This is a genomic window from uncultured Microbacterium sp., assembly GCF_945952435.1.
GTDB lineage: Bacteria > Actinomycetota > Actinomycetes > Actinomycetales > Microbacteriaceae > Microbacterium.
This window is the reverse complement of sequence record NZ_CAMFHZ010000017.1, coordinates 38440-54516: the sequence shown is the minus strand read 5'-3', so window position 1 is coordinate 54516 and position 16077 is coordinate 38440. Positions and strand designations below refer to the sequence as shown.

Below are 16077 nucleotides of genomic sequence, written 5' to 3'. Positions count from 1 at the left end.
CAGTCTACCCGGGTGCCTCCTCGGCGCGGGCGTCCGATAGATCCACTCCGTCCACAAACCGATAGCCTGGAGCGTCCCCCCTCATCGCTCCGTTCTGCCCCCCGAGGATCCCGCATGCCTTCTCCGCTTCGGCGCCGACTCCTGCCCTTCGCCGCGCTCGCCGCGGCCGCCGCGCTCGCCCTCACCGCCTGCGCCCCTGGATCCTCCGGCACGTCCGCCGATCCGGACGGCGAACTGGTCTGGGGCGTGGACGGAAGCCTCCTCGCCTCGGGGAAGATGGACCCGCAGACGAGTCAGCTCGACGTCACCGCGATGGTCCAGCGGCAGGTCCTCGACTCCCTCGTCTTCCAGAAGGACGACGGCTCCTTCGTGCCGTGGTTGGCGAAGAGCTGGGACGTTTCGGCCGACGCGACCGCCTACACGTTCCATCTCCGCGACGACGTGACCTTCACGGACGGCGAGGCGTTCGACGCCGCGGCGGTCAAGGCCAACTTCGATCGGATCGCCGACCCCGCGACGAAGTCGGCGCAGGCCGCGAGCATGCTCGGCGGCGAGCTCTACCAGGCGACGGAGGTCGTCGATCCGCACACGGTCACCGTCCGTTTCTCGAAGCCGTACGCGCCGTTCCTGCAGGCGGCGAGCACGGCGCAGCTCGGCTTCTACGCACCCCAGGTGCTTGCGAAGCACTCCGCAGATCTCGCGGCCGGCGGCAAGGGGATCACGGTCGGCACCGGGCCGTTCGAGCTGACCTCGTACACGCCGAATCAGGAGATCGTCTACACGCGCAACGCCGACTACCGGTGGGCGCCGCAGGGCATGAAGGCGCCGGCGTTCCGGACGCTGCGCGTGCAGATCCTGCCGGAAGCGTCCACCCGCAGCGGATCCGTCGCCTCGGGCGAGATCGACCTGGCCTCCCAGCTGCCGCCGAACCTCGTGGCCGGTCTCGACGGCAAGGCCACCGTCAAGAGCGTCGAGGTGCCGGGGCTGCCGTACTCGCTCTTCCTGAACGAGAAGCACGGCGTGTTCGCCGACCAGAGGGTCCGGGAGGCGTTCACCCGCGCGGTCGACGTCGACGCGGCCGTGAAGAAGATCTTCTTCGGTCAGTTCCCGCGCGCCTGGAGCATCCTTGGACCGACCACGCCGGGCTACGACAAGAGCCTCGAGGGCGCCCGGCCGTTCGACAGGAAGGCCGCAGAGCAGCTGCTCGACGACGCGGGCTGGACCCAGCGCGGCGCGGACGGGATCCGGATGAAGGACGGCCGGCGGCTCACCGCCGACTGGATCTCGTGGACGCCGGTCTCCGACGACCACGCGGCGCTCGCGAACGCGATCCAGTCCGACCTGAAGGCGGTCGGCTTCGAGATCACCCGAGAGACGCTGGAACCGGCGGCGTACAACGAGAAGTACGGCCCGAAGGCCTTCGACCTCACGGACTGGGACTTCTCCGGCGTCGACCCCGACCTGCTGCGCCCGCACCTGCAGACCGACGGGTTCCAGAACGCATCCTCCGTGAGCGACCCGGCCGTCGACGCCCTGCTCACCGAGGGGATCGCCACGACGGATCAGGGTGCGCGTGCGGCCGTGTACGCGAAGCTGCAGCAGTGGAACGCCGAGACCGACGCGATCATGCCGCTCGCCGTCCCGTCGGCGATCACGGGGATCTCCTCGCGCGTCTCCGGTCTCGGCTTCGACCTCTCCGGGCGTCCGCTCTTCTTCGGCACGACCGTCGGGCAGTGATCCGTCTCGGCCCGTGGCTGCGGCGGATCAGCGGGCTCGTCCTGTCGATCGCGCTCGTGCTGTGGGCCGCGGCGACGCTCACCTTCTTCGCGTTCCGCGTGCTCCCCGGCGACCCGGTCGGGGCCATGCTCGGCCCGCAGGCGCAGGTGAGCGAGGCCGTCCGGGCGCAGATCCGCACGGAGCTCGGTCTGGGCAGGCCGCTCTGGCAGCAGTATCTGGGAACCCTGGGCGACCTTCTGCGGGGCGATCTCGGGACCTCCTACCAACTGCGACAGCCCGTGGCCGCGGTGATCGGAGCGCAGCTCGGCCCGACCCTGCAGCTGACCGGGCTCGCGCTGCTCCTCGCCGTGCTCATCGCGCTCGCGGGAGCGCTGCTGGCACGTCGGCCGTTCACGCGCGGCCTGCTCGCGGCCGGGGAGCTGGTCGTGCTGTCCTCGCCAGTGTTCTGGATCGGCCTGCTGCTGCTCGCGGTCTTCGGATTCGGGCTGGGCTGGTTCCCGATCGCAGGTTCGCGCACGGGGGCGAGCCTGGTCCTGCCCGCGGTGACGCTCGCCCTCCCCGTCGCCGCGCTGCTCGGACAGGTGCTCCGCGACGGCATCGAAGCGGCCGAACGGCAGCCCTGGGCCCTCACCGTCCGGGCACGCGGCGCCGACCACGCCCGTCTCACCCTGCGGCACACCCTTCGTCACGGAGCGCTCGGCGCGGTCACGCTCAGCGCGTACCTCGTCGGATCGCTCCTCGGAGGCGCGGTGCTCGTGGAGACCGTCTTCGCGCGGCCGGGGCTGGGACGTGTGGCGCTCGCGGCGATCCTCGCGCGGGACCTGCCCGTCGTGACGGGGGTCATCCTGTTCAGCGCGCTGGCCTTCGTGATCGTGAACACGGTCGTCGAGCTCGGGGCGCCGCTGCTCGACCCGAGACTGGCCGCGGCGAGGGTCCTGCGATGAGGCCGCTTCGTCGGATCGTGCTCGGGCTCGCCGCGCTCGCGCTCCTGCTCGTCGTGCTGGCGGCGCTCTTCCCCGCCCTGCTCACGCACGCCGACCCCGTGCAGACCGACGTGCGCGACGCGCTGCTGCCGCCGAGCGGCGCGCACCCCTTCGGCACCGACCAGAGCGGGCGGGACGTGTACGCCCGCGTCGTGCACGGCGCGGGTCGCTCGCTCGGGGTCGGCCTCCTGGCGACGGCGCTCGCGCTCGCCGTGGGCCTCGTCGTCGGCGCTCTCGCGGGGCTCGCACCACGCCCCGTCGATCTCGTCGTCCTGCGCACGAACGACGTGCTCTCCGCCTTCCCGGAATTCCTCCTCGCGCTCGTGGTCGTCGCGATCCTCGGGCCGGGGCCGGCGCACGTCGCCGTCGGGGTGACACTCGCCGCGATTCCCGTCTACGTGCGGCTCGCGCGCGTGCAGACGCAGGTGCTGCGGCGGGCGGAGCACGTCGAGGCGGCGCGGATCCTCGGCGTACCGGCGCCGCTCGCCGTGCTGCGGCACGTGATCCCGGGCGTGCTCGGGTCCCTCGGCGTGCTCGCCACGATCGGGCTCGGATCGAGCATCCTCGCCGCGGCGGGCCTCAGCTTCCTCGGTCTCGGGCCCACCGAGCCGGCTCCGGAGTGGGGTCTCATGCTGTCGAGCGGACGCAATCTCATCGGACGGGCGTGGTGGATCTCGGTGTTCCCCGGGCTCGCGATCACGGTGACGGTGCTGTCCGCCACCTTCCTCGGACGCACGCTGCGGGCACGGGCGGAGGGACGGCGATGACGGACGCGGACCTCGCGCTGCGCGTCTCCGGCCTGCGCATCGAGATCGCGGGCCGGACCCTGGTCGACGACGTGTCGGTCGACGCCGCCCCCGGCGAGTGCATCGCTCTCGTCGGCGAGTCGGGCGCGGGGAAGTCGCTCACGGCGCGTGCGCTCCTGGGTCTCCTTCCGCCCCGGGCGACGGCCTCCGCAGAGGAGCTGCGCATCGCGGGCATCGACGCGCGGCGGCTCTCCGCGCGCGGATGGCGCGGCCTGCGCGGCAGCCGGATCGCCCTCGTCGCGCAGGACGCGCTCGTCTCCCTGGATCCGCTGCGCCGGATCGGGACCGAGGTCGCCGAGCCCCTGGAGATCCACACGACGCTCTCGCGGGGGGAACGCCGCGCCCGGGTGCAGGAGCTGCTCTCCGACGTCGCGATCCCGGATCCGCTCCTCCGCGCACGTCAGCGCCCGCACGAGCTGTCGGGCGGACTGCGGCAGCGCGCGCTCATCGCGAGCGCCCTGGCCGGTCGTCCCTCGATCCTCGTCGCCGACGAGCCGACGACCGCCCTCGACGCGACGGTCCAGGCGCGCGTGCTCGCGCTCCTGCGCCGGATCGCGGACGACGGGACCACGGTGGTGTTCGTCAGCCACGACATGGCCGCCGTCAGGCGCGTCGCGGACCGGATCCTCGTGCTGCGTGACGGACGGGTCATCGAGCAGGGGTCCGCCGCCGACGTGCTGGGCTCGCCGCGGGAGGCGTACACGCGCGCGCTCGTGCAAGCGGCGGACGTGACGCCGCGTCCTGCGGAGAAGGACGTCGCCGCCCCGCTGCTCACCGTGCGCGACCTCGGCAAGCGCTTCGACCGGCCCGTGCTGCAGGACGTCTCCTTCGCCCTGCACGGAGGGCGCACGCTCGGGGTGGTCGGGGAATCGGGGTCCGGCAAGACGACCCTCGCGCGCGTGCTGCTCGGCGTCGAACGCCCCGACGCGGGAGAGATCCGGTGGCGCGGAGGCGTCCGGCCGAGGGTCCAGCTCGTGCACCAGAACCCGCTCGGGGCCTTCGACCCGCGATGGAGCATCGGCCGCTCGCTCGCCGAGGCGCTGGCCGCGGGAGGCGTGCCGCGGAGCGCTCGGGCGGCGCGCGCGGACGCGCTGCTGCGCGAGGTCGGGCTGGATCCGGTGCACGCCCGTCGCCGGCCGTCGGAGCTGTCCGGCGGTCAGCGGCAGCGGGCCGCGATCGCACGCGCACTGGCGGCGGATCCCGAGGTGCTCGTGCTCGACGAACCCGTCTCGGCGCTCGACGCGACCGTGCGCGAGCGCATCCTCGCGCTGCTCGACCGCGTGCAGCGCGAGCGCGGGCTGACGATGCTGCTGATCTCGCACGACCTGGGCGTGATCGCCGCGGTCGCCGACGACGTGCTGGTGATGCAGAACGGTCGGGTCGTCGAGCAGGGCCCCGCGCGTAGGGTCCTCGCGGATCCGCAGCAGCCGTTCACCCGGGAGCTCGTCGCGGCGTCCGCCCTGTAGCGGATCCCGGGTCGCCGGCGTATCCTCGGCGCCACGGGGGCGAGCGGAGGACGCGATGATGCGCACACGGACGAGTTCTGCCGCGGCGCTCCTCGCCGCGCTCCTGCTGATCTGCGGTTGCGCTCCGACAGCGGGCGAGCTCGCCCCGTCGACGCCGCCGGCGAGCACGCCGACCCATGCTCCGACGGGGACGACGACGCCGACACCCGCATGCGGCACGGAGGACGCGGGCGGTGCGCTCGCCGAGGCCGTGCGTCGGCTTCCCGCCCCGTTCGACGAACCGGATCTGGCGGACGTCCGCTGGGCGGTGCAGGACGGGGACGAGACCGGGTACGACTCCTGCGCGGCCCTCTCCTGGGTCGTGGTGACGATCGAGGAGGGCACCGTGTCCTCTCCGGCCCAGGTCGCCCTGTTCCACCACCACGACCTGATCGGACCCGCGACCGAACGGGCCTACGCCTATCGGCCTCAGGTCACGCGGATCTCTGACACCGAGATCGACGTCGCGTATCGGTTCGCCCTCGAGGGGGAGGACAACGCCAGCGCCAGCGGCAGAGCCGTGTCGCGATTCTCCTGGGACACGCAGACCGGCACCGTGCATCGCACGGGGGAGCTTCCGCCGACGCCCTGAGCGCGTCCCCGCCCTCGGGGACGGCCCGTCAGTCCTGGACGTCGATCCCCGCCGCCCGGGCGAGCACGTCCGCGAGCGCGGCCACCTGAGGTGTGGTGAGCGTCGCGCCCTTCAGCGAGGTCACGTCCAGGAAGGCGAGGGCATCCAGACCGCGCAGATCGAGGGAGTCCGCCCGCAGCCCTCGCGTGTCGACCTCGTCGACCCGGCAGCCCTCGAACGCGACGCGGGTGAGCGAGGCCATCGGCAGATCGAGCGTCGAGAGTGCGCACGCGACGATCCGGGCGTCCTGGACGGTCGCCGCCGCGAGCGAGAGATAGTCGATCCGCGCCTGCTCGACGATCAGCTCCGCGACGTGCGCGCCCGACAGATCGAGGGTTCCCACGCGACCTCCGGCGATCCGAAGGCGGCGGATCGTGGCGTTCTTGAGCGACAGCACGGGTGTCCTCGCGTCGACGATCTCGACGTCCAGGAGCGTGGATCCGGTGAGCTCGGCGCGTTCCGCCGCGCCCGAGAGGACGCACTGCTCGAGCCGCGCGTGCGCGAGGTCCTCGCCGAGCGGGATCCTCTGCCCGACATGGTCGCCGTGGCGGCGTCCGGGCGCCGGCGCCAGTTCCTCCGGCAGATCCGGGGGAGAGAGGCGGGGCGGCGCGGGGCGAGCGGTGGATCGGGCCATCCTCCGAGCCTAGGGGGCTGCGTCCCTGGGGAGACGCGGGCGGCGTAGACTGGAGACAGCAGCGTCGATCCGGCCATCACCGGGGAGCTCTCGGAAGAACGCCAGGCCCCGGTCGTGGTCAGTAGAACCGAGCGGGGCAGGCCCGTCACAGCCGCAGTGAGAGTGGTTCCCGTTCTCTGCGCTCCGCGGAGGGAACGAGGACAACGCGGGGTGGTACCGCGGTCCGCACGGATCGTCCCTGCAGCAGCATCCGCCACCGACACTGCGAGAGACGATGACCTACCCGCGCACCTCTGCCACCGGATCCTCCTTCGGCCCCGCCGCCGTCGCACCGAGCCCCCGCTTCCCGGAGATCGAGCGCGAGGTGCTGGCCTTCTGGGCGGCCGACGACACGTTCCGCGCCTCGATCGCCCAGCGCGACGGCGCACCGGAATGGGTCTTCTACGACGGCCCTCCGTTCGCCAACGGCCTGCCGCACTACGGCCACCTGCTGACCGGTTACGCCAAGGACGTCTTCCCGCGTTTCCAGACGATGCTCGGCAAGAAGGTGGACCGCGTGTTCGGATGGGACACGCACGGCCTTCCGGCCGAACTCGAGGCGATGAAGCAGCTCGGGATCACCGAGAAGGACGAGATCGAGCAGATGGGCATCGGGGTCTTCAACGCGAAGGCTCGGCAGTCGGTCCTCGCGTACACCCACGAATGGCAGGACTACGTCACGCGCCAAGCGCGCTGGGTCGATTTCGAGCGCGGATACAAGACGCTCGACCTGAGCTACATGGAGAGCGTGCTCTGGGCCTTCAAGACCCTCTTCGACAAGGGGCTCGCCTACGAGGGCTATCGCGTGCTGCCCTACTGCTGGCGCGACGAGACGCCGCTTTCCGCGCACGAGCTGCGCATGGACGACGACGTCTACAAGGAACGCCAGGACCCCTCCGTCACCGTGAGCTTCCCGCTGACCGGCGAGAAGGCCGCGGCTCTGGGACTCGAGGGCGTGCGGGCGCTCGCGTGGACCACGACCCCCTGGACGCTGCCGACCAACCTCGCGCTCGCCGTGGGACCCCAGATCGTCTATGCCGTCCTCCCGGTCGGCCCGAACGGCGCGACCGAAGGGGCGAGCGGGGAGCGCTTCCTCCTCGCGCAGGATCTCCTCGGCGGCTACGCGAAGGACCTCGGCTACGACGACGCGGAGGAGGCGAGGTCGGCGGTGACGTCGACCGTGACCGGTGCGGAGCTCGGCGGGATCACCTACGAGCGGCTCTTCGACTACTACGCCGACACCGAGATCTGGGGCACCGGGAACGCCTGGCGGATCCTCGTCGACGACTACGTCTCCACGAGCGACGGTACCGGCATCGTGCACCAGGCTCCTGCCTACGGTGAGGACGACCAGCGGGTCGCCGGCGCGGCCGGGATCCCGACGATCCTCTCCCTCGACGACGGCGGCCGATTCCTCCCCGCGGTCACGGACGTGGCCGGGGAGCTCTGGATGGACGCCAACACGCCGATCGTGCGGCTGCTGCGCGCGAACGGCCGTCTGCTGCGCCTGCAGAGCTACCTGCACTCCTATCCGCACTGCTGGCGCTGCCGGAACCCCCTCATCTACAAGGCCGTGTCGAGCTGGTTCGTCCGGGTCACCGACATCAAGCAGGACATGCTTGCCAACAACGAGCAGATCACCTGGGCGCCGGAGAACGTCAAGCACGGCCAGTTCGGCAAGTGGCTCGAAGGGGCCAGGGACTGGTCGATCAGCCGCAACCGGTACTGGGGATCGCCGATCCCGATCTGGAAGAGCGACGATCCGGAGCACCCGCGCGTGGACGTGTACGGGTCGCTCGCAGACCTGGAGCGGGACTTCGGCCGCCTGCCGCGCAACCCCGAGGGCGAGGTGGATCTGCACCGCCCCTACATCGACGAGCTGACCCGCCCGAACCCCGACGACCCGTCGGGCCGGAGCACGATGCGCCGCATCGAGGACGTCTTCGACGTGTGGTTCGACTCCGGATCCATGCCGTTCGCGCAGGTGCACTACCCGTTCGAGAACCGGGAGTGGTTCGACACGCATTCCCCGGCCGACTTCATCGTGGAGTACATCGGGCAGACCCGCGGCTGGTTCTACGTCATGCACGCCCTGTCGACCGCGCTCTTCGACCGTCCGGCGTTCACCGGGGTGAGCTGCCACGGGATCGTCCTCGGCTCCGACGGATACAAGATGTCCAAGTCGCTGCGCAACTACCCCGACGTGTCCGAGGTGTTCGATCGCGACGGATCCGATGCGATGCGCTGGTTCCTCATGTCCAGCTCGGTGCTGCGCGGCGGCAACCTCTCCGTCACGGAGGAGGGGATCCGCGCCGGCGTGCGCGAGTTCATCCTGCCGCTGTGGAACTCGTGGTACTTCTTCGCCACGTACGCGAACGCCGCGGGAGGTCCGGACGGATCCGGATACGAGGCGCGGTGGAGGACCGACTCGACCGACGTGCTCGACCGGTACATCCTCGCCCGCACCGGCGACCTCGTCCGAGGAGTGCGCGAGGACCTGGAGGACCTCGACTCGACGACGGCGGCCGCGCGCCTGCGCGACTTCGCGGAGGTGCTCACGAACTGGTACATCCGTCGCTCACGGGACCGGTTCTGGACCGGCGCGACCGACGACCCGCAGAGCACGGAGGCCTTCGACACGCTCTACACCGTGCTGGAGACGTTGACCAGGGTCGCGGCGCCGCTCGTGCCCCTGATCGGGGAGCGGGTGTGGCAGGGTCTCACCGGCGGCCGCAGCGTGCACCTGACCGACTGGCCGGACGCGGAGCTGTTCCCGCGCGCCGACGAGGTGCGCGATGCCATGGACGCGGTCCGCGAGCTGTCGAGCGTCGGCAACGCCCTGCGCAAGAAGGAGCGGCTGCGCGTGCGTCTTCCCCTGGCCCGACTGACCGTGGTCACGCCGCGCGCGGAGGAACTGGCGCCCTTCGAGGACATCCTGCGCGACGAGCTCAACGTCAAGTCGGTGGAGCTCGTGCCGCAGGGCGAGGGCACGGCGGGCGAGTACGGCATCAGCCACCGGCTCAGCGTGAACGCCCGCGCTGCGGGACCGCGCCTCGGCAAGAACGTGCAGAAGGTCATCCAGGCGGCCAAGGCCGGCCTGTGGACCGAGACCGACGGCGTGGTGTCCGCGGACGGCGTCGCGCTCGAGCCGCACGAGTACGAGCTGGCGCTCGAGACCACGGGACGGCCGGAGGGGGAGGCGCTCGCCGTCGTCCCGAGCGGCGGATTCGTCCTCCTCGACACGGCGACCACGCCCGAGCTGGAGGCCGAGGGCCTGGCGCGCGACGTGATCCGTGCCGTGCAGGAGACCCGCAAGAACGCCGGCTTCGACGTGAGCGACCGGATCTCGCTGGAGCTCGATTTCGCCGACGACGCGGAGGCGGACGCCGTCGTGTCGGCCTTCGACACGGCCGACGTCGCGGGGGAGACCCTCGCGCTCGCGTACGCCGTGCGCTCCGGTGCCACCGTGTACACGGAGTTCGGGATCCTGCCGGCGGAGCCCGAGTTCTCCGCGACGATCACGGCGGGGACCTATGCCAACGGGGCCGACGTCACGATCGCCGTCGGCCGGATCGGAGGAGCAGCATGACCGATGACCGCGAGAGGGCCGACGCCGTCTACACCGCGCTGCTGGAACGCGCGGGGGAGAGGTGGGTCCAGCCGCGCAAGGAGCGCACGGCGCGTCTGCTCGAACTGCTCGACGATCCGCAGAAGACGTACCGCGTCGTGCACCTGACCGGCACGAACGGCAAGACGTCGACGGCCCGGATGGTCGAGAGCCTGCTCCGCGCGCACGCGCTGCGCACCGGACTCTTCACGAGTCCGCACCTGGAGCGCTTCACCGAGCGGATCATGATCGACGGCGAGCCGATCGCCGACGCGGCCGTGGCCGACGCCTGGGAGGAGATCGAGCCGTTCGTCGGCATCGTGGACGCCGAGCTCGAGGCTGCGGGCGACGCTCCGCTGACCTTCTTCGAACTGCTCACCGTGCTCGCGTTCGTGGCCTGTGCCGACGCGCCGGTCGACGTGCTCGTGCTCGAGGTCGGGATGGGCGGTGCCTGGGACTCCACCAACACGGCCGATGGCGACGTGGCAGTGTTCACGCCGATCGACCTGGACCACGCCGATCGCCTCGGTGACACGATCGCGAAGATCGCCGAGGTCAAGGCGGGCATCATCAAGGACGGCGCCGCCGTGGTCTCCGCCCGCCAGGCGCCGGAGGCGGAGGCGGTGCTGCGTCGCGTCGCCGCCGACCGCGGCGCGACGATCGCGTTCGAGGGCGAGGAGTTCGCGCTCGTCGAGCAGCGCCTCGCCGTCGGCGGCCAGCAGATCACCGTGCGCGGACTCGCCGGCCAGTACGTCGAGGAGTACCTGCCGCTGTACGGCGCGCACCAGGGGTTCAACGCGGCGCTCGCGATCGCCGCGGTCGAGTCGCTCATCGGCGGCGGAGAGCGCGCGATCGTCGGCGACGTCCTGGCCGAAGGCCTCCAGGGCGCCACGTCGCCCGGGCGCCTGCAGCTGTTGGGGATCGCACCGACCGTCGTCGTCGACGCCGCGCACAACCCGCACGGTGCCAGGGCGCTCGCCGAGGCCCTGCGCGACAGCTTCGACTTCGATGAGTGGGGTCTCGTGCTCGGAGTGCTGGCGGATAAGGACGCCGCTGGGATCGTGGAGGCGCTGCTGCCCTCCGTACAGCACGTGTTCGCCACGGCTCCCGATTCCGATCGTGCGTCCGACGCGGATCTCATCGCGGACCTCGTCGAACGTGCCGGAGGTCGGGCGACGGTGTACCCGTCCCTCGCGGATGCGGCCGACGCCGCACGGGAATGGGCGGCCTCCGCGGATCGCCGCGCGGTCGTGATCGCCGGTTCGGTTGTTCTCGCGGGCGAGGCGATCGCGCTCGCCGAGGACGAGGACTGGAAGAGCGGATGGCGGTCGTGAGCGAGGCGCGGGACGCCTCGCCGACGCGCCGCGCGCCGCGACCCGCGCGCGGGCTCACGCAGAAGCTCGGCTCCGTGATCCTCGGCTTCGAGTCGATCGTCGTCGCCCTGGCCGGCCTGACGATCTACGGCCTGAAGGCCCTCGGACCCGATGTGGAGCCGTGGTGGGGGATCGTCGGCGGCGCGGTCGTGGCGGTCGCGATGCTCGTGACGGCCGGCCTGCTGGGCACGCGCGGGGGAATCGTGATGGGATGGATCCTGCAGGTCATCGTCCTGCTGTCCGCCCTCCTGGTGCCCGCGATCCTGCTGGTCTTCCTCGTGTTCGGCGGCATGTGGACCTACGCGATGATCGTCGGCGGACGCGTCGACCGGGCCGCCCGACGACGCGCGGCCGACACCCCGAGCACGCCCGAAACCACGACAGAGAGTGAGTGACATGCCTACCGAAGAGACCCTCGTCCTGATCAAACCCGACGGCGTCGCGCGCGGCCTCACCGGCGCGATCCTGGCGCGCATCGAGGCGAAGGGCTATGCGCTCGTCGACATCCGCCTCGTGGAGCCCGACCGCGATCTGCTCGCCGCGCACTACGCCGAGCACGAGGGCAAGCCCTTCTACGAGCCGCTGCTCGACTTCATGCTCTCCGGTCCGTCCGTCGCGATCCGACTCGCCGGGAACCGCGTGATCGAGGGGTTCCGGTCGCTCGCCGGAACGACCGACCCGACCACCGCCGCGCCGGGGACGATCCGTGGCGACTTCGGCCGCGACTGGGGCCTCGCCGTGCAGCAGAACCTCGTGCACGGCTCCGACTCGCCCGAGTCGGCCGCGCGCGAACTCGGCATCTGGTTCGGCTGACGCCTCGTCGAACGAAGAGCCCCGCGTTCCTGCATCGGAGCGCGGGGCTCTGTCATACCGGTCCTCACGTTGTGCGGCCGCGCCGTTCCCTCTACTCTCACAGGCATGTCGACGACGCCGATCTATCTGGGGAAGCCCGAGGGCAAGGGGCTTGCGGCAGGAACGCTGGGACTGTGGGGGTCCACCGTCATCGGGCTGGCCTCCACCGCGCCCGTGTACTCGCTCGTGGCCTCCCTCGGCTGGGTCGTGATCGCGGTCGGGGCGCAGGCTCCGATCGCGTTCATCCTCGCCTTCGTCCCCATGCTGCTCATCGCCTTCGCCTACCGGGAGCTCAACAACGCCGTGCCCGATTGCGGCACGACGTTCACCTGGGGCACCAAGGCCTTCGGCCCCGTCGTGGGGTGGATGGGAGGGTGGGGCGTCGCGGTCGCGGGGATGGTCGTGCTCGCGAACCTCGCGCAGATCGCCTCGGTCTACTTCTGGTCGCTCCTCGGCCAGGACGTCGAGAACAACGACCTCAGAGTCGTCATCGTCGCCGTCGTGTTCATCGCGGCGATGACCTGGGTCAGTTGGCGGGGCGTCGAGATCGGCGAGCGCATCCAGAACGTGCTGCTGGGGATCCAGTACTTGGCCCTCGCCGTCTTCATCGTCGCCGCGCTCTGGCAGTTCGCCACCGGCGCCGCTCCCGGCGCGACGTCCTTCTCCTGGGACTGGCTGAACCCCTTCGCCTTCACCTCCTGGTCGGGCTTCACGCAGGCGATCCTGCTCGCGCTCTTCATCTACTGGGGCTGGGACACCTGTCTGGCGCTGAACGAGGAGACGAAGGATCCGAAGCGGATCCCCGGGCGCGCGGCGCTGCTGACGACCGTGATCCTGCTCTTCACCTACGTCGCGGTCACGATCGCGGCGATGATGTACGCCGGGCTGGGGGACAAGGGGACGGGGCTCGGGAACGAGGCGAACGCGGACGACTTCTTCCTCGCGATCAAGGACGGCCTCCTGGGCCCGTTCGGCTGGCTCCTCGTGGTCGCGGTCATCATCTCGGCGATCTCGTCGACGCAGACCACGATCCTGCCGACGGCGCGGGGGACGCTCGCGATGGGGGTCTACCGTGCGCTCCCCGCCAAGTTCAAGGACGTGCACCCCACGTTCAAGACCCCGTCCTTCTCGACCATCGTGATGGGCGTCGTGGCGACGGCGTACTACGTGGGCATGACCCTGATCAGCGACAACATCCTGCAGGACTCGATCCTGTCGCTGGGTCTCGCGATCGCGTTCTACTACGCCATCACCGGCTTCGCGTGCGTCTGGTACTTCCGCAAGGACCTCACGCGCTCGCCGCGGGAGTTCTTCTTCAAGGGTCTCTTCCCGCTGCTGGGCGGCCTGATGCTGACCGCGGCGTTCCTGCAGTCCGCGGTGGACATGTGGCAGCCGGACTACGGCAACACCGTGATCTGGGGAGTCGGCGGCACGTTCGTCGTCGGGATCGGATCCCTCGCGATCGGACTCGTGCTCATGTTCGTCTGGTACCTGTTCCCGCGATCGAAGCGCTTCTTCCGGGGCGAGAGCCTCAACCGCGAGACCGAGGTCATGGTCCCTGAAGACCCTGCCGACTTCCCGCGGTCGATCGACGGCGGCATGTGACCCGTTCGGACGCGGCGGCGTGCAACGCCGGCGCAGCGGTCGCGCGACGTCCGGCGCGCGGAAAAGCCTCGGAGGAGGAGGAACAGTGGCGGAGCAGTGCGATGTGATCGTCGTCGGCGCAGGGGTCGCGGGGCTGAGCGCCGCGCGTCTCCTCGCCCGGAGCGGGCGGAGCGTGATCGTCCTGGAGGCGCGCGACCACGTCGGCGGTCGCGTGCACACCGACCGGACGGGCTCGCCCACGGACCTCGGCGCGTCCTGGATCCACGGGATCAACGGGAGCCCTGTCGCCGCCGCCGCGGCGGCGTTCGGCATGCGTACGCAGGAGTTCACGGTCGGCGGGTACCAGCCGGACAGCAGGCCGATCGCGTACTACGGACCGGACGGGCACCGGCTCTCCCCGGCGGAGACCGCCGCGTTCGTCGCGGACATCCACCGCGTCGATGCGGCGCTCCGCGAGATCATTGCGGGTTCGGCCCCCGACGCCTCGTATCGCGACGTCACCGATGAGGCGCTGGGCGCGCAGGGATGGGATCCGGCGCGCACCCAGCGGATCAGGGAGTACCTCGCGCATCGGTCGGAGGAGCAGTATGGGGCGCTCGTCGAGGAGCTCGCCGCGCATGGTCTGGATGACGACCAGATCGACGGCGACGAGGTCGTCTTCCCCGACGGCTACGACGTGCTGCCCGCGCGCCTGGCGGAGGGTCTTGACGTCCGCACGGATCACGAGGTCACCGGGATCGACTGGTCGGACCGGGTCACGGTGACGAGTGGCGAACGCGTCTTCGTCGCCGATGCGGCGGTGGTGACCCTGCCGGTCGGAGTGCTCCACAGCGGCGCCGTGACGATCACGCCACCGCTGCCGGAGGTCAACCGCGAGGCGCTGAGCCGGCTCCGGATGAACGCCTTCGAGAAGGTCTTCCTCCGGTTCCCGACGAAGTTCTGGGACGAGGACGTCTATGCGATCCGGCAGCAGGGGTCGGCCGGAGACTGGTGGCACTCCTGGTACGACCTCACCTCCCTCCACGGCGAGCCCACCCTGCTCACCTTCGCGGCTGGGCGCGCCGCGCAGGCGACCAGGGAGTGGGACGACGACCGGATCGCGCGCTCCGTCATGGAGCAGCTGCGGCGTCTCTACGGCGAGCGGGCGGTCGACCCGGTGCGCGTGACGCGCACCGCCTGGCAGGACGATCCCTTCGCGCGGGGTGCGTACGCCTACATGGTCCGTGGGTCGACGACGTCCGACCACGACGATCTCGCCACCCCGATCGGCGGAAGGCTGCACCTCGCGGGCGAGGCGACCTGGACCGACGATCCGGCCACGGTCACGGCGGCCATGCTGTCCGGTCACCGCGCCGCGGAGCGCGTGCTCGGGCGACCCGTCGGCATCGAGACGCTCTGGGCCGAGGGCTGACGCGGGCGGCTCAGCCGCGCACGAGCCGCAGGATCTCGCCGATCAGATCGACGCCCGCGAGCTGCGCGAGCAGGAAGACGACGACGAAGGCGAGGATCGAGGCGAGCGGCACCCAGGCCATGAGCCGGCCGGCCCGCTCCTGCGCCCTGCGGCTTACGGGGAAGGTGCCGGTGCGGAAGAGCTGCAGCACGGTCGCGAAGAACGTCGGGATCACGGTGACGTAGGTGAGCGCGCACCACGGGCACAGGGTGTGCAACGCGAAGAAGCTCTGTGCGATGAGCCAGCAGATGAAGACGAAGGCTCCGGTGATGCCGAGGCCGAAGAGGCCCCAGAACCATCGCGGGAAGCGGACGCCCGCGAGCAGGGCGACGCCGACGACGAGCGGCGCCATCCACCCGGTGAGCGCGATGAGAGGGTTGGGGAAGCCGAAGACCGATCCCTGCCACGACGCCAGATTCGTGCCGCACTGCACGAAGACGCTCACGTTGCAGTTGAGCGCCGCGTCGGGGTTCTCCAGGACCGAGAACTTGTCGAGGGTGAGCTGGAACGCCGCCCACCACCCGAGAACGCTGGCGACGATCAGCCAGAGGGCGTAGCCGGTGTGACGGGTGCGCGGTGCGGACATGCCGCGATTATGGCAGGACCGCATCTGTATCGGATGCATGCGCGCGCCGGTATAAAGAGCGGCGGATCGCGTCGAGGCGGTCATTCGAGGCCGATGGTGCGATAATGGTCGGGTCGCACCGCCCTCACGGCGGCCGACGGAACAGACTTCGGGGGCCCCGGCTCCCAGCGATCAGAGCATGTGCCGATCGCAGACCGATCGAATTCGCGGCGCCGAGAGCGTCGCACGAGAGAATTCACGGCGGCAGCGCCGCCGTGCGAGGAGTACGC

13 protein-coding genes are annotated in these 16077 nt (G+C 71.0%); 11 read left to right on the top strand and 2 right to left on the bottom strand.

Annotated features, from left to right (window positions below; translation table 11 throughout):
- The first annotated feature begins 114 nt into the window (after positions 1 to 114).
- The 5 genes from Q0P88_RS10320 to Q0P88_RS10300 are packed head-to-tail and all read left to right on the top strand — an operon-like array spanning position 115 to position 5623.
- On the top strand, positions 115 to 1737 hold the full coding sequence (locus Q0P88_RS10320; RefSeq protein WP_295013794.1) for an ABC transporter substrate-binding protein: 1623 nt from the start codon (positions 115 to 117) through the stop codon (positions 1735 to 1737).
- Positions 1734 to 2681, top strand: coding sequence for an ABC transporter permease (locus tag Q0P88_RS10315; RefSeq protein ID WP_295013792.1), 948 nt, complete (start codon positions 1734 to 1736; stop codon positions 2679 to 2681). The genes Q0P88_RS10320 and Q0P88_RS10315 overlap by 4 nt, the downstream gene beginning before the upstream one ends.
- Entirely contained in the window at positions 2678 to 3487 is an 810-nt protein-coding gene (locus Q0P88_RS10310; protein ID WP_295013790.1) for an ABC transporter permease, read from the top strand. Before Q0P88_RS10315 ends, Q0P88_RS10310 begins: the two co-directional genes overlap by 4 nt.
- A complete protein-coding gene (locus Q0P88_RS10305; protein ID WP_295013788.1) occupies positions 3484 to 4992 on the top strand; it encodes an ABC transporter ATP-binding protein in 1509 nt (502 codons plus the stop codon). The genes Q0P88_RS10310 and Q0P88_RS10305 overlap by 4 nt, the downstream gene beginning before the upstream one ends.
- Before the next feature lie 55 nt (positions 4993 to 5047).
- Positions 5048 to 5623 carry an LppP/LprE family lipoprotein gene (locus tag Q0P88_RS10300; protein ID WP_295013786.1) on the top strand — a complete coding sequence of 192 codons (576 nt, stop codon included), beginning with the start codon at positions 5048 to 5050 and terminating at the stop codon, positions 5621 to 5623.
- A 28-nt stretch (positions 5624 to 5651) separates the two neighbouring features.
- Here the strand turns inward: Q0P88_RS10300 and Q0P88_RS10295 are convergent, their stop codons facing one another.
- Positions 5652 to 6296 (bottom strand): pentapeptide repeat-containing protein, encoded by a 645-nt coding sequence (locus Q0P88_RS10295; protein WP_295013784.1) that lies wholly within the window; start codon positions 6294 to 6296, stop codon positions 5652 to 5654.
- Positions 6297 to 6570: 274 nt separating this feature from the next.
- Between Q0P88_RS10295 and ileS the strand changes: the two genes are divergently transcribed.
- The 6 genes from ileS (at position 6571) to Q0P88_RS10265 (ending at position 15183) form a co-directional block, all read left to right on the top strand.
- Positions 6571 to 9924 carry an isoleucine--tRNA ligase gene (ileS, locus tag Q0P88_RS10290; RefSeq protein ID WP_295013782.1) on the top strand — a complete coding sequence of 1118 codons (3354 nt, stop codon included), beginning with the start codon at positions 6571 to 6573 and terminating at the stop codon, positions 9922 to 9924.
- Complete coding sequence (locus tag Q0P88_RS10285; RefSeq protein WP_295013780.1) at positions 9921 to 11276, top strand: folylpolyglutamate synthase/dihydrofolate synthase family protein; 1356 nt, start codon at positions 9921 to 9923, stop codon at positions 11274 to 11276. Before ileS ends, Q0P88_RS10285 begins: the two co-directional genes overlap by 4 nt.
- Positions 11264 to 11710 (top strand): DUF4233 domain-containing protein, encoded by a 447-nt coding sequence (locus Q0P88_RS10280; RefSeq protein ID WP_295013778.1) that lies wholly within the window; start codon positions 11264 to 11266, stop codon positions 11708 to 11710. Before Q0P88_RS10285 ends, Q0P88_RS10280 begins: the two co-directional genes overlap by 13 nt.
- A gap of 1 nt (position 11711) precedes the next feature.
- Entirely contained in the window at positions 11712 to 12128 is a 417-nt protein-coding gene (gene ndk, locus Q0P88_RS10275) for a nucleoside-diphosphate kinase (protein ID WP_295013776.1), read from the top strand.
- 105 nt (positions 12129 to 12233) lie between these two features.
- Entirely contained in the window at positions 12234 to 13772 is a 1539-nt protein-coding gene (locus Q0P88_RS10270) for an APC family permease (RefSeq protein ID WP_295013774.1), read from the top strand.
- A gap of 85 nt (positions 13773 to 13857) precedes the next feature.
- Positions 13858 to 15183 (top strand): NAD(P)/FAD-dependent oxidoreductase, encoded by a 1326-nt coding sequence (locus Q0P88_RS10265; RefSeq protein ID WP_295013772.1) that lies wholly within the window; start codon positions 13858 to 13860, stop codon positions 15181 to 15183.
- Positions 15184 to 15193: 10 nt separating this feature from the next.
- Here the strand turns inward: Q0P88_RS10265 and Q0P88_RS10260 are convergent, their stop codons facing one another.
- Positions 15194 to 15808 carry a vitamin K epoxide reductase family protein gene (locus Q0P88_RS10260; RefSeq protein ID WP_295013770.1) on the bottom strand — a complete coding sequence of 205 codons (615 nt, stop codon included), beginning with the start codon at positions 15806 to 15808 and terminating at the stop codon, positions 15194 to 15196.
- Positions 15809 to 16077 lie beyond the last annotated feature (269 nt).

Bases quoted from the DNA above. Each gene is read 5' to 3' on its own strand.
- ileS (WP_295013782.1), top strand. From the start codon at position 6,571: ATGACCTACCCGCGCACCTCTGCCACCGGATCCTCCTTCGGCCCCGCC.
- Q0P88_RS10310 (WP_295013790.1), top strand. From the start codon at position 2,678: ATGAGGCCGCTTCGTCGGATCGTGCTCGGGCTCGCCGCGCTCGCGCTC.
- Q0P88_RS10300 (WP_295013786.1), top strand. From the start codon at position 5,048: ATGATGCGCACACGGACGAGTTCTGCCGCGGCGCTCCTCGCCGCGCTC.
- Q0P88_RS10270 (WP_295013774.1), top strand. From the start codon at position 12,234: ATGTCGACGACGCCGATCTATCTGGGGAAGCCCGAGGGCAAGGGGCTT.
- Q0P88_RS10295 (WP_295013784.1), bottom strand. From the start codon at position 6,296: ATGGCCCGATCCACCGCTCGCCCCGCGCCGCCCCGCCTCTCTCCCCCG.
- Q0P88_RS10285 (WP_295013780.1), top strand. From the start codon at position 9,921: ATGACCGATGACCGCGAGAGGGCCGACGCCGTCTACACCGCGCTGCTG.
- Q0P88_RS10260 (WP_295013770.1), bottom strand. From the start codon at position 15,808: ATGTCCGCACCGCGCACCCGTCACACCGGCTACGCCCTCTGGCTGATC.
- Q0P88_RS10305 (WP_295013788.1), top strand. From the start codon at position 3,484: ATGACGGACGCGGACCTCGCGCTGCGCGTCTCCGGCCTGCGCATCGAG.
- Q0P88_RS10280 (WP_295013778.1), top strand. From the start codon at position 11,264: ATGGCGGTCGTGAGCGAGGCGCGGGACGCCTCGCCGACGCGCCGCGCG.
- ndk (WP_295013776.1), top strand. From the start codon at position 11,712: ATGCCTACCGAAGAGACCCTCGTCCTGATCAAACCCGACGGCGTCGCG.
- Q0P88_RS10320 (WP_295013794.1), top strand. From the start codon at position 115: ATGCCTTCTCCGCTTCGGCGCCGACTCCTGCCCTTCGCCGCGCTCGCC.